Here is a 12,604-nt window from a genome sequence, read left to right as displayed (position 1 = left end):
GGGTCAGCCGATCCGTGCCAGCAGCGCCGCGCGGATCGGCTGTGCCCGCGTCGTGAAGGCGCGCTGCGCGGCGACGTACTGCGCCTTCCCCTCCGGCGATTCGACGAAGACCGGAGCGTACCCCCATGCCTCGAGGTCGTAAGGCGACGCGCGCATGTCGAGTTCGCGGATGTCGCGGGCGAGCTCGAAGGCGTCGAGCAGGAGCTCACCCGGGACGAGAGGCCCCAGCTTCACCGCCCACTTGTAGAGATCCATGCCGGCGTGCAGGCAGCCCGGCTGCTCCATGGCCGCTTGTGTCTCGCGTGTCGGCGCGAAGCGGTTGCGGGGGACCGCGTCGGGTGTGAAGAACCGGAATGCGTCGATGTGCGTGCAGCGGACGTCGTGCGCCTCGACGACGGCGTCCGTCCCCGCGGCGCCGAGTCGGAGCGGGACCGGATGCCGCGTCTCACGGTCTCGGTACACCATCGCCCATTCATGCATGCCGAAGCAGCCATACGATCCCGTGCGGCCGAGGGCACCGGCGAGGATGCCGCGGATCGCGCGCACGAGCGGACGCTTCTCGATGAGGAACGCCTCGGCATCCGCGCCGACCACACCGGCCTCGGACCGGTACCACCGCCACGCGCCGTGTGGTGCATCGGTCGCGTCGTCGAGAGCGACGTCCCGGCCCGGGTGCCATCGACGGAGAAGCGCCGGCTTGTAGGAGTAGTAGGTGTACAGGAAGTCGTCGACGGGATGCGTCTCACCGCGCGCAGCGCGCCGCCGCCGGGCGGCGGTGAGCGCGTCCGCGCGGGCGGTGTGGGCCTGCATCCGCTCGGTCCACTCCGACCGATCCAGGACGGTCGCGGTGAGGGTCGTCATGATCGACGGTCAGACGGGCTCGATGAGGTCGGGTGAGTCGTTGCGGACGTTCCCGACGGCGCTCGAGACGACGTGGTCGGTCAGCCCCGCGACCACCTGCGGCGCGGCGTCGATCGCGGCATCCAGCAGGTCACCGACGTTGTCGACTTCGGTGTCGAGCCACGCGTCGGCGAAGTCGGCGTCGAGGAACAGCGGCATCCGATCATGGATGGATCCGAGCGGATCGATCGCCTCGCGGGTGAGGATGGTGAACGACAGCAGCCACCGGCTGGGATTGTCTTCGGCCTTGGCGGGGTCCTTCCACCATTCGTACAGCCCGGCGAACAGGAGCGGTGAGCCGTCGGCGGGGTGGATGAAGTACGGCGTCTTGCCCTCGTCGGTCGTCTGCCACTCGTAATAGCCCGTCGCCGGGACGATGGCGCGCCGCTTGATGAGGGCCTGCCGGAACATCGGCTTGTCCTCGATCTCCTCGGAGCGGGCGTTGAAGGCACGCGCACCCACCTTCACGTCCTTCGCCCACGACGGGACGAGCCCCCACCGCGCCGGCTCGAGACGCCGGGTCGGCGGGTCGGTCTTCGCGGAGTCGAGCACGATCGCGACCTGCGAGGTCGGGGCGATGTTGTAGGACGGCGCGGGCAGATCGTCGCTCTCGACGTCGACGCGCAGGACGCCGACGAGCTCGGAGGCGACGTTCGCGACGACGAAGCGACCACACATGGCTGACAGCCTAGGAGGAGGGAGGGACATCGCGGACGATGTCGACGTCCGTCAGTCGGTCGAGCAGTTCGGCGCCGTCGTCGCCGGTCACCCAGGGCACCCCGGCGGCGCTGTGGTCGTCGACGGCGGTGCGGCCACCGGCGAGGACGGCCTCTGCGGGCGTCAGCCGACGGATCGCGACGGCGGCGACCTGATCCGGATGCTGGATCGTGAACTGCGTGTAGATCTCGTCGTCGTGCTGACCGTCGTCGCCGATGAGGAGCCAGTCGATGTCCGGGAACTCCTCCGCCAGCCGGCGGAGGCTCTCCTGCTTGTGCAGCTTGCCGCTGCGGAACCAGCGGTCGTGGGTCGGACCCCAGTCGGTGAGGAGCATCGCGCCCATCGGGAAGAGGTGCCGCCGCTGGAAGCGGGCGAGGGTCGGGGCGACGTTCCAGGCTCCCGTGGAGAGATACATGACGGGCGCGCCCGGGTTCTCGCGTGCCAGCCGCTCGAGGAGGACCGCCATCCCGGGCACCGGCTGCCGAGCATGTTCGTTGAGGACGAACGAGTTCCAGGCGGCGATGAACGGCCGGGGGAGCGCCGTGACCATGACGGTGTCGTCGACGTCGGAGATGATCCCGAAGCGGATGTCGTCGCCGACCACGAACACGCGCGCCTCGACGGGCTCGGCGTCCTCGACGCTCATCGTGACGTTCTGCCATCCGGGGGCGAGGGTGGCAGGCAGCACCGCATCGACCACGCCGCCGCGGTCGGCGGTCACCTCGTGCGGCACACCGTTCACGACCACGGTGACCGTCGCGTGCGCGACCGGAACGGACGCGAAACTGCGCCATCCACGCACGCCCGCGTAGTCGCCGCGCTCGCGCTTCTTCGCCTTCGGCGGGATGAGGACCCTGCCGAGCACACGCACCCATTCGGTGCTGCCGTACCCCGGGAAGGCGGCCACGGTCGCCGTCCGTCCGTGGGCCCGGGCGCGCCTCTCACGCCAGGCGTGGAACCTGTACTCCAAGCGCGCGAGCCAGAGCACCTTCATCGGGGGCGAAGCAGGGGAAGCCATCGGTTCAGTCTTTCACGTCGTCGGCGTCGACCCCCGCGGAATCCTCGTCGGCGAGGTGGCGCGCCTCGCGCGCGCTGATGACCCGCTTGACGACGTAGACGAGGACGAGGAACGCAGCGATCACGCCGACGAAGACGTACCCCGCGTAGTGCAGGTTGTCGGAGAGCTCGCGATATCCCTCGGCCGCTGCGGCGGCGACCGCGACGTAGGAGACCGACCAGAGGGTGCAGGCGGGGATGGTCCAGGCGAGGAAGCGACGGTAGGCGAACCCGCTCATCCCGACCGTGAGGGGCACGAGGGAGTGGAGGACAGGCAGGAAGCGCGACAGGAAGATGGCCGGTCCGCCTCGCCGGCGCAGGTACAGCTCGGCACGGACCCAGTTGCGTTCGCCGATGAGTCGGCCGACACGCGAGAAGCGGATGCGGGGACCCAGCCAGCGGCCCAGGGCGAAACCGATGCTCTCACCGAGGAGCGCACCGACGAGGACCGCCGCAACGAGCCACGCGCCCTCCGGGAAGGTATCCACGGCGGTGCCGGCGACGATGACGATCGAGTCGCCCGGTACGACGAGCCCCACGAGAACACTCGTCTCGAGCATCATCGCGACTCCGGCGACGATCGTCCGCACGACCGGGTCGACAGCCTGGACGGTGCCGAGCAGCCAGTCCAGGATCTCGTTCACGACCTCAGATTATCCGCCGTCTACCCTGAAGGGATGTCGAGCGACCTGGCCTCCCGCACCCTTGCGGGATGGGTGGATCCCGCCGTCGTCTTCCTGGGCCTGTTCGCCCCCGCGGACGACGTCTTCTGGCTCGACGCCGGCCCCGACGCGTCGGAGGGATGGAGCTGGGTGGGCAGCGGCATCCGCTCGTCGGCTCCGCGCGATGTCGTGGCGGCGGGTGGCGGCGACCGCTCCGCGGGTCCGTTCCGCGGCGGCTGGGTGGGCTGGGCCGGATACGACGACGCGGCCGCCCGGGCGGGGTCGCCGGCCTCGGTCGATCAGGGGCCGGGGGAGCTCTGGCTGCGCGTCGAGCGGATGCTGGGGTTCGACCACGCGGCACGTCGCGTCGTCGTGTTCGCTGCCCAGGAGCAGCTGACCGCTTTCATGGACGAGATCGAGGCGACCGAGTGGCGAGCGACCTCTGTGCCGGATCCCGCGCCGAGCGTCGCGGTGACGGCGCGGCACGAGCCGTCGGAGTACGCAGCTCTGATCGAGCAGTGTCGAGAGGAGATCCGTGAGGGGCGCGCATATCAGCTGTGTCTGACGACGCGCTTCGAGACGTCGGCATCCGTGGATCCTGTCCGCGCGTACCTGCGACTACGGGCGGCGACGCCGGCCCACCACGGCGGCTTCATCCGGAGCGGAGGATGGGCGCTGGCGAGCGCCTCACCGGAGCAGTTCCTCGCCGTCGAGGACGGCATCGTCCGCACCCGCCCCATCAAGGGGACGCGCCCGCGCTCCGCGGACCCGCCGCGCGACGCGGCCCTCGCCGCCGAGTTGCGCGGCAGTGAGAAGGAGCAGGCCGAGAACGTCATGATCGTCGACCTCATGCGCAACGACCTCCAGCGCGTGTGCGACGCGGGCTCGGTGGCCGCGGAACGACTGCTCGACGTGGAGTCGTACCCTGCGGTGCACCAGCTCGTGAGCACCGTCGCGGGAAGGCTGCGAGCCGGCACGACCGTCGGCGAGCTGTGGGAGGCCGCATTCCCCGCCGGCAGCATGACGGGAGCGCCGAAGCTCTCGGCGATGCAGATCCTCCATCGCCTCGAGGGGGCGCCGCGAGGGGTGTTCGCGGGCTGCTTCGGGTGGGTGGGGGATGACGGGGGTCTCGATCTCGCGATGGTCATCCGCTCGATCGTGGTCCATCCGCAGGGGGCGTACGTCGGCGCCGGCGGCGGGATCACGTGGGGCTCCGTCGCCGCGGACGAGGTCGCGGAGGTCGGCATCAAGGCCCGCGCACCGCTCGCCGCTCTGGGCGCGGAGCTGCCCCCGGGCTGGTGAAAGTCCCGGTCCGCTAGGCTGAAAAGGCGCTTTCGCGCGCCCTCCCGACTTTGCACGATTGGTTCACCGTGTCCACCAGCACCTCCCACGACGCATCGACTCCCGAGCAGACGAGCTTCGACCCCCGCGCCATTCAGACCAAGTGGCAGACCCGCTGGGCGGAGGCCGACCCGTTCAAGGCCGGCGGTGACGAGGACACACGTCCGCGCAAGTACGTGCTCGGCATGTTCCCGTACCCGTCGGGCGACCTGCACATGGGTCACGCGGAGAACTACGCGTACGTCGACGCGGTGGCCCGCTTCTGGCGGCACCGCGGCTACAACGTCCTGAACCCGATCGGGTGGGACTCGTTCGGCCTCCCGGCCGAGAACGCCGCCATCAAGGGTGGCGCCGGTTCCGACCCGCGCGAGTGGACGTACAACAACATCGCCCAGCACAAGACGAGTTTCCGCGCGTTCGGGTCGTCCTACGACTGGAGCCGCGTGCTCCACACGAGCGACCCCGAGTACTACCGCTGGAACCAGTGGCTGTTCCAGCGTCTCTACGAGCGCGGCCTCGCGTACCGCAAGCAGAGCGCCGTCAACTGGTGCCCGAACGACCAGACGGTGCTCGCGAACGAGCAGGTCGTCGATGGCCATTGCGAGCGGTGCGGCTACGAGGTCGTCAAAAAGAAGCTGACGCAGTGGTACTTCAAGATCACGGAGTACGCCGACCGTCTTCTGGACGACCTCAACCAGCTCGAGGGGTTCTGGCCGCACAAGGTGCTGCAGATGCAGCGCAACTGGATCGGCCGGTCCATCGGCGCCGACATCGACTTCGAGATCGAGGGACGCGACGAGAAGATCACGGTGTTCTCCACGCGCCCCGACACCCTGCACGGCGCCACCTTCATGGTCGTCGCGCCGGACTCCGACCTGGCCGCCGAGCTGGCCGCGGGGTCGTCGCCGGACGTGCGGATGCGGTTCCAGGACTACCTGGAGACCGTGCAGAAGACGAGTGAGATCGAGCGGCAGACCGCCGACCGTCCCAAGACGGGTGTGTTCCTCGACCGCTTCGCCATCAACCCGATCAACGGCGAGCGCCTGCCGATCTGGGCCGCGGACTATGTCCTGGCCGACTACGGTCACGGTGCCGTCATGGCGGTGCCCGCCCACGACCAGCGCGACCTCGATTTCGCGCGCGCCTTCGACCTGCCCGTGAAGGTCGTCGTCGACACGACGGCGCCGGTCACCGGTGCCATCCCGGTCATCGAGGTCGACGAGGACGGCGTGCCCGTCGGGGATGACCTGGAATCGATCGATCCCGCTCGCACGGGGACCGCGCTGACGGGAGACGGACGCCTCATCAACTCGGGCTCGCTCAACGGTCTGTCCAAGCGCAACGCGATCGCGCGTGCCATCGAGGAGCTCACCGCAGCCGGCACCGGTCGCGCCGCGAAGACGTACCGCCTGCGTGACTGGCTGATCTCGCGTCAGCGCTTCTGGGGAACCCCCATCCCGATGATCCACACCGAGGACGGCCGGATCGTCCCTGTTCCCGACGAGCAGCTGCCCGTCGTGCTGCCCGATGCGAAGGGCCTGGACCTGAAGCCGAAGGGCACGTCGCCGCTGGGCGGCGCGACCGAGTGGATGTCGACGGTCGACCCCGAGACCGGTGAGCCGGCACTCCGCGACCCCGACACGATGGACACCTTCGTCGACAGCTCGTGGTACTTCCTCCGCTTCCTGGCCCCGAATGGGGCGACCGAGCCGTTCCCGACGGCCGAGGCATCCAAGTGGGCTCCCGTCGACTCCTACATCGGCGGTGTCGAGCACGCGATCCTGCACCTGCTGTACGCGCGCTTCATCACGAAGGTCCTCTTCGACATGGGCCTCGTCGACTTCACCGAACCCTTCACGAGCCTCATCAACCAGGGGATGGTGCTCCTCGACGGCTCGAAGATGTCGAAGTCGAAGGGCAACCTGGTCGAGTTCGCCTCGAGCATGGAGGACCCCGGAGCGGATGCCGTCCGCGTCGCGATCGCCTTCGCCGGACCGGTCGAGGACGACATCAACTGGGAGGACGTCTCGACGACGGGTGCCCAGAAGTTCCTGGCGCGCGCCCTGCGCGTCGCCGCGGACGTCGCGAGTCCGACCGATGTCGTGTGGGCCGACGGTGACACCGCGCTCCGCCGCGTCACGCACCGCCTGTGGGCGGATGTGGTCGGTCTCGTCGAGCAGTCGAAGTTCAACGTCGTCGTCGCGCGTCTGATGGAGCTCGTGAACGCGACGCGCAAGACGATCGATTCGGGCGCCGGTGCCGCCGACCCCGCGGTCCGCGAGGCGGCCGAGGCCGTCGCGATGGTCCTCGACCTGTTCGCGCCGCACACGGCCGAGGAGATGTGGGAGATCCTCGGGTACGAGCCGTTCGTCGGCGTCGTCCCCTGGCGTCAGGCCGACCCGACGCTGCTCGTCGAGGAGTCCGTGACGGCGGTAGTCCAGATCAACGGCAAGGTGCGCGGCACCCTCTCTGTCTCGGCGAAGGTCTCGGGCGAGGAGCTCGAGCAGCTCGCGCTCGCGGACGAGAAGGTGCGTCGCGCGATCGGCGACAAGCAGATCACCCGCGCGGTCGTGCGTGCACCGAAGGTCGTCAGCTTCACCGTCGCGTGAGTTACGCCGCGGGCTGACCGCGGCGTCTCCTCCACCTCCGGCCCGGTGACCCAGGTCTTCCACGGATGCCGGGGCGCGGGCGCTGTGGCTCGCGCCCGGTCGGAGGATCGGGGTCATGGGTGCGCAGACGGTGCCGGGCTCGCGTCGCCGATTGGGGATCGGCGCGGCGGTCACCCTGGTCGTCGCCGTCGCCGCGGTCACGATCGCGATCGGCATCGTCCGCACCGGCGCCGACGCGGCGATCGAGACGGTCCCGGACGTCGCCTCGGAGACGGTGGCCCCGGCGACCGTCTACGTGCACGTGTCGGGAGAGGTCGCTGACCCGGGGCTGTACCGACTCGACCAGGGTGCGCGCGTCGTCGACGCCGTCGCCGCGGCGGGCGGTTTCACCGCCCAGGCGTCGCGCGAGGCGGTCAACCTCGCGCGACCGGTCAGCGACGGCGAGCAGCTCGTCGTCCCCGCCGAAGGCGCCGAGGGCACGGATGCCGCGGCTCCGGCAGCGTCCGAGGGCGACGGCCGCGTGAACCTCAACACCGCCGACCTCGCCGCGCTCGACACCCTGCCGCGGATCGGACCGGCGATCGCGCAGCGCATCCTCGACTGGCGCGAGGCCAACGGTCGGTTCACGAGCGTGGACGACCTCATGGCCGTCCCCGGGATCGGCGAGAAGATGCTGGCCTCACTCCGCGACCTGGTGACCGTGTGAGCATCCGGACCGCCCGTCGTCGCGATCTCCGCCTGCTCCCCGTGGCCGTCACGGCGTGGGCGGGCGCCGGCGCGGCGATCGCCTTCCCGCAGCAGGCGGCGGCGTCCGCCGTCGTCCTCTGGCTCGCAGCGGTCTCGCTGCTGGTGGCCGCGGTGCGTCGCGCACGACCGACCCTGCTGACCCCCGTCGCGGTCTCGATGGCGGTCGCGGGGGCCGCCGCATCCCACGTCGCCGTCGTCCAGCCGGCCAGGGACGCGGCGGCCGATCTGAGGATCGACGGCGGCCGCAGCGTCGCCTTCGAGGTCGACGTCGTCGGGAAGGTCGAGCGCTCCGCGACGGGTTTCCGCTTCGACGCGATCACGCGATCGGTGACCATCGGTGACGAGACCCTGGCGCTCTCGGCACCCGTGCTGGTCCGCGCATCCGACCGTCCACCCGGGCTCGATCTGGGTGCGCGTGCGACGGCGCTCGGGACGGCGTTCCGCGCCGATGCGACCGACCGCGCCGTGCTCGTGGTCGAGGCGTCCGAGCTCGCGGTCGAGCGAGCGCCGGAGGGGCCTCTCGCCGTCGCTGCGAGCCTGCGGACAGGACTCGTGGCCGCGATCGAGGGATTACCCGACCCCGGTGCCGGGCTCGTGCCGGGGTTGGCCGTCGGCGACACGTCCGCCGTCACCGACGAGCTCGACGAGCGGATGACAGCGTCCTCGCTGTCTCACCTCACCGCGGTCTCCGGGGCGAACTGTGCGCTCGTCGTCGGTATCGCCTTCGGTATCGCTGCCCTGTGCAGGGCGAGACGCGGCATCCGCGTCGCCGCCGGGCTCGGAACCCTGGTCGCCTTCGTCGTCCTCGTGTCGCCGGAACCGAGCGTCGTCCGGGCGGGCGCGATGGCGGCGATCGCGATGCTCGGTCTGCTGCTCGGACGCATCGGTGCGGGTGTGTCGGTGCTCGCGGCATCCGTCTGTCTGCGCCTCATCCTCGATCCGTGGCTCGCGGCGTCGCTCGGCTTCGCCCTGTCCGCGGTCGCCACGGGATCGCTCCTGCTCTTCGCTGGCCCTCTCGCCGACGGCCTGTCCAGATGGATGCCGTCGCCCGCCGCCCTCGCGCTGTCGGTGCCTCTCGCCGCGCAATTGGCGTGTGGTCCGCTGCTCGTGCTCATCGAGCCGACCGTGCCGCTGGTGGGCGTGCTCGCGAATCTGCTCGCGGGACCGGCGGCACCTGTGGCGACGGTGCTCGGACTGCTGGCGTGCCTCGCCCTGCCGGTGCCCGTCCTGGCGCAAGGACTGTCCGCGCTCGCGTGGTTGCCGGCCGCGTGGATCGCGGGCACGGCGGACCTCGCCGCCCGGCTGCCGGGGGCATCCCTCCCGTGGCTCGAGGGGCTGCCCGGCCTGCTCGCGCTGGCGATCACCGGCGCCGCGATCGGTTCGGCGATCGCGGCGCGCCGGCACCGGCTGCGCCGAGCGGCGGCGTGGACATTGGCCGCGGCAGTCCTCGTCGTCGCCGCCTCCGGCCCTGTCCGGACCTTGCTCGACCGCACGCGGGTGCCCACCGACTGGGCCATCGCCGCCTGTGAGGTCGGTCAGGGAGATGCCGTCCTCGTGCGCTCCGCCGACGCGGTCATGCTCATCGACGCCGGACCCGAGCCGGCTGCGCTGACGGCGTGCCTGGACCGGTTCGCGATCGACCGCATCGACATCCTCGTGCTGACCCACTTCGATCTGGACCACCGTGGTGGTGCCGACGCCGTCGCGGGGCGGGCGGATCTCGTCCTGCACGGTCCCGTCCCCGACGCCGACGCCGCCGCCGTGGTCGCACGGCTCGCCTCCGCCGGCGCTCGGACGCAACAGGTGTCGGCCGGTCAGGGCGGCGAGCTGGGGGAGTGCCGGTGGCGGTCGCTCTGGCCGAAGCAGGACGACGCCGTCTATCCCGCCGGCAACGACGCGAGTGTCATCGTCGACGTCACCGGATGCCGCGTCCCCGACGCCGTCTTCCTCGGCGACCTCTCCGCGCAGGCGCAGCGCTCGCTCGTCGCGACGGGAGCCGTCGACCGCGGTTACGCCGTCGTGAAGGTCGCTCACCACGGCAGTGCCGACCAGGACGGAGAGCTCTATCGCAGGCTCAACCCGAGCATCGCGCTGGTCACCGTGGGGGAGAACCCCTATGGGCACCCCCGCGCGGAGATCCTCGATCTCCTCGAGGAGGAGCGCGCCACCGTCGCGCGCACCGACACCGCCGGGGACCTCGTCCTCTGGCGCGACGACGACGGCCTCCGCCTCTGGCGCTCACGAGAAGGGTGACGGGGGCGCCCGTCACCGTCCGCCGCCCTCGGTAGGCTGGATCGCATGCCGAGCCCCCGTCGTCCCGCCGCGAAGACGACGAAGTCGACGATCCCGCAGATCTCGTGGCGCGCGCCCCAGCCGGCGCCCGTCGTGCTCGTCTCAGGGCCCGAGGAGGTCTGCGCGGAACGGGCGACCGCCGGCATCCGTGATTACCTGCGCGCCGAGGATCCGAGCCTCGAAGTCACCGACATCCGCGCGGACGACTACGCCCCCGGCACTCTGCTGGCGGTGTCGTCGCCGTCGCTGTTCGGCGAACCGCGACTCGTCCGCGTGTCGGGCGTGGAGAAATGCTCCGACGCATTCCTCGCCGAGGCGATCCGCTACCTCGAGGCACCCCAGGACGGTGCGACGATCGTGCTGCGTCACACGGGTGCCAGCGTCCGCGGCAAGAAGCTCCTCGACACCCTCCGATCCGGCGTCGGCGGCGGTATCGAGATCGCCTGCCCCGCCGTCAAGCGCGACTCCGACCGCTTCGACTTCGCCGCGGGGGAGTTCCAGGCCGCGAAGCGTCGGATCGCCCCGCCCGCCCTCCGCGCGCTCGTCTCGGCGTTCTCCGACGACCTCACCGAGCTCGCCGCGGCCTGCCAGCAGCTGATCTCCGACGTCGACGGTGACATCACCGAGCAGATCGTCACGCGCTACTACGGCGGGCGCGTCGAGACGACCGCCTTCGCCGTTGCGGACACCGCGATCGCCGGGCGTTACGGCGACGCCCTGATCACCCTCCGACACGCCCTCGCCTCGGGCGCCGACCCGGTCCCGATGGTCGCGGCCATCGCCTCGAAACTGCGCACCATGGCGCGCGTCGCCGGTTCGCGCGAGCCCTCCGGTGCCCTCGCCGCGCGCATCGGCATGAAGGACTGGCAGGTCGACCGGGCCCGCCGCGACCTCGCCGGCTGGACCGAGTCGTCTCTGGGTGTCGCGATCCAGGCGGCCGCTCGCGCGGATGCCGAGGTGAAGGGCGCGTCCCGTGATGCCGTGTTCGCGGTGGAGCGCCTCGTCACCGTCGTCGCGACCCGCGCGCCGTACGGCGCCTGAGCGCGCCGGTAACGACGAAGGCCCGCCCCCAGGGGGACGGGCCTTGGTCACACGTTGCGGCTCAGAGAGCGGCGACCTGCTTGGCGATCGAGGACTTGCGGTTGGCCGCCTGGTTCTCGTGGATGACGCCCTTGCTGACGGCCTTGTCGAGCTTCTTGGTGGCCTTGAGCAGCGCCTTCTCGGCAGCAGCCTTGTCGCCGGCCGAGATGGCCGCACGGGTCTGACGGACGACGGTCCGCAGCTCGCTCTTCACGGCCTTGTTGCGCTCGCGAGCCTTCTCATTGGTCTTGTTGCGCTTGATCTGCGACTTGATGTTCGCCACGTTCGACGTATCTTTCGTTCGGAGTTATCGGTTGGAAGTGCCGGCGACAGAAGAGGGCTGTCACGCAGCGGTCGTGTGAGGGAGGAACCCACACGCAAGCCAAAAACCGATTCTATCAGGTGAGCGCCTCATCCCGAAGTCGACCGCTCGCGCGCCATCGTCGCCAGGGCAAGGTCGACGATCGCGTTGAACACGCGGGGCCGCATGGCGGTGACGAGATGGGATGTCCGGGGCACGACGATGAGCTCGGCCTCGGGCGTGAGTCTCGTGAACAGGCGTTCGTTGAGCCGCAGCTGATCCCACTGCCCGTTGACGAACCACATCGGCACCGAGATCCGTTTCAGCGACGTGACGAGGTCGAGCACCGACAGGCTCCGCAGGGCGACGTCCTGGGCGTCGTACGCGTAGCCGCCGGCGCCGAAGTCCGCACGGGTCTCGGGCGGGAGCGTCCGGTCGAGCACGATGTCGGTGAGGGGCTGACCGCGCCTGGGGAGCCGGTCGAAACCCCGAGCCAGCGTCCGATACAGCGCGAGACCCGCGCCGCGCGGGATCGACGTGCAGCCCGCGGCGATGAACGCGCCGACCGGCGGCGGCTGCTCCCTGCCCATGTACTCGATCGAGACGAGCCCGCCCATCGAGTGGGCGACGAGGAGCACGGGTCCGCGGGTCGCCGCATCCGTCACTGCGGCGTCGATCGTCTCGAACGCACCGTCCAGCGTGAAGGTCTCGCTCATGCGAGTGCCGTGACCAGGTAGATCCACCGCGGTGGCGCCGACGCCGAGCGCGGACAGGTGCTCGAGTTGAGCGCGCCACATGGTCGCGGAGGTGCGGATGCCGTGGACGAACACCACCTGAGGCGTCATGCCTCCAGCCTACGAATCATCGGCCCGCGGACGCGGAACGGGGGCGGCTCCACA

The 12,604-nt window shown here is 70.7% G+C and carries 11 protein-coding genes; 5 read left to right on the top strand and 6 right to left on the bottom strand.

Translation table 11 applies throughout. The annotated features are described in order from the left end of the window. Positions 1 to 3 precede the first annotated feature (3 nt). The 4 genes from AB0259_RS05820 to AB0259_RS05805 are packed head-to-tail and all read right to left on the bottom strand — an operon-like array spanning position 4 to position 3,317. The gene (locus AB0259_RS05820; protein WP_366220111.1) at positions 4 to 861 is read right to left on the bottom strand and encodes a 3-methyladenine DNA glycosylase; all 858 of its coding nucleotides are present in this window, start codon (positions 859 to 861) and stop codon (positions 4 to 6) included. 9 nt (positions 862 to 870) lie between these two features. Then, positions 871 to 1,578, bottom strand: coding sequence for an SOS response-associated peptidase (locus AB0259_RS05815; protein ID WP_366220113.1), 708 nt, complete (start codon positions 1,576 to 1,578; stop codon positions 871 to 873). 10 nt (positions 1,579 to 1,588) lie between these two features. Next, positions 1,589 to 2,635 (bottom strand): phosphatase domain-containing protein, encoded by a 1,047-nt coding sequence (locus AB0259_RS05810; RefSeq protein ID WP_251580626.1) that lies wholly within the window; start codon positions 2,633 to 2,635, stop codon positions 1,589 to 1,591. A 4-nt stretch (positions 2,636 to 2,639) separates the two neighbouring features. Next, positions 2,640 to 3,317, bottom strand: coding sequence for a DedA family protein (locus tag AB0259_RS05805; RefSeq protein ID WP_251580627.1), 678 nt, complete (start codon positions 3,315 to 3,317; stop codon positions 2,640 to 2,642). A 33-nt stretch (positions 3,318 to 3,350) separates the two neighbouring features. Between AB0259_RS05805 and AB0259_RS05800 the strand changes: the two genes are divergently transcribed. The 5 genes from AB0259_RS05800 (at position 3,351) to holA (ending at position 11,365) form a co-directional block, all read left to right on the top strand. After that, positions 3,351 to 4,637, top strand: a complete 1,287-nt coding sequence (locus AB0259_RS05800) for an anthranilate synthase component I family protein (RefSeq protein WP_251580628.1) — start codon at positions 3,351 to 3,353, stop codon at positions 4,635 to 4,637. Between the two features lie 68 nt (positions 4,638 to 4,705). Beyond that, the gene (leuS, locus tag AB0259_RS05795) at positions 4,706 to 7,285 is read left to right on the top strand and encodes a leucine--tRNA ligase (protein WP_366220116.1); all 2,580 of its coding nucleotides are present in this window, start codon (positions 4,706 to 4,708) and stop codon (positions 7,283 to 7,285) included. Between the two features lie 115 nt (positions 7,286 to 7,400). Next, positions 7,401 to 7,991, top strand: coding sequence for a helix-hairpin-helix domain-containing protein (locus tag AB0259_RS05790; RefSeq protein ID WP_366220118.1), 591 nt, complete (start codon positions 7,401 to 7,403; stop codon positions 7,989 to 7,991). Further along, positions 7,988 to 10,285 (top strand): ComEC/Rec2 family competence protein, encoded by a 2,298-nt coding sequence (locus AB0259_RS05785; protein ID WP_366220120.1) that lies wholly within the window; start codon positions 7,988 to 7,990, stop codon positions 10,283 to 10,285. The genes AB0259_RS05790 and AB0259_RS05785 overlap by 4 nt, the downstream gene beginning before the upstream one ends. Positions 10,286 to 10,330: 45 nt before the next feature. Beyond that, a complete protein-coding gene (gene holA, locus AB0259_RS05780) occupies positions 10,331 to 11,365 on the top strand; it encodes a DNA polymerase III subunit delta (RefSeq protein ID WP_251580632.1) in 1,035 nt (344 codons plus the stop codon). 61 nt (positions 11,366 to 11,426) lie between these two features. Here the strand turns inward: holA and rpsT are convergent, their stop codons facing one another. Both rpsT and AB0259_RS05770 read right to left on the bottom strand, forming a co-directional pair. Next, on the bottom strand, positions 11,427 to 11,687 hold the full coding sequence (gene rpsT, locus AB0259_RS05775; protein ID WP_036308757.1) for a 30S ribosomal protein S20: 261 nt from the start codon (positions 11,685 to 11,687) through the stop codon (positions 11,427 to 11,429). 128 nt (positions 11,688 to 11,815) lie between these two features. Next, positions 11,816 to 12,550 carry an alpha/beta hydrolase gene (locus tag AB0259_RS05770; protein WP_366220122.1) on the bottom strand — a complete coding sequence of 245 codons (735 nt, stop codon included), beginning with the start codon at positions 12,548 to 12,550 and terminating at the stop codon, positions 11,816 to 11,818. Positions 12,551 to 12,604 lie beyond the last annotated feature (54 nt).

Origin of the sequence: Microbacterium sp. NPDC080005, assembly GCF_040702445.1 — a bacterium.
Classification (GTDB): domain Bacteria; phylum Actinomycetota; class Actinomycetes; order Actinomycetales; family Microbacteriaceae; genus Microbacterium; species Microbacterium oleivorans_D.
The sequence above is the reverse complement of the archived record's forward strand: the minus strand, read 5'-3'. Positions and strand labels throughout refer to the sequence as shown.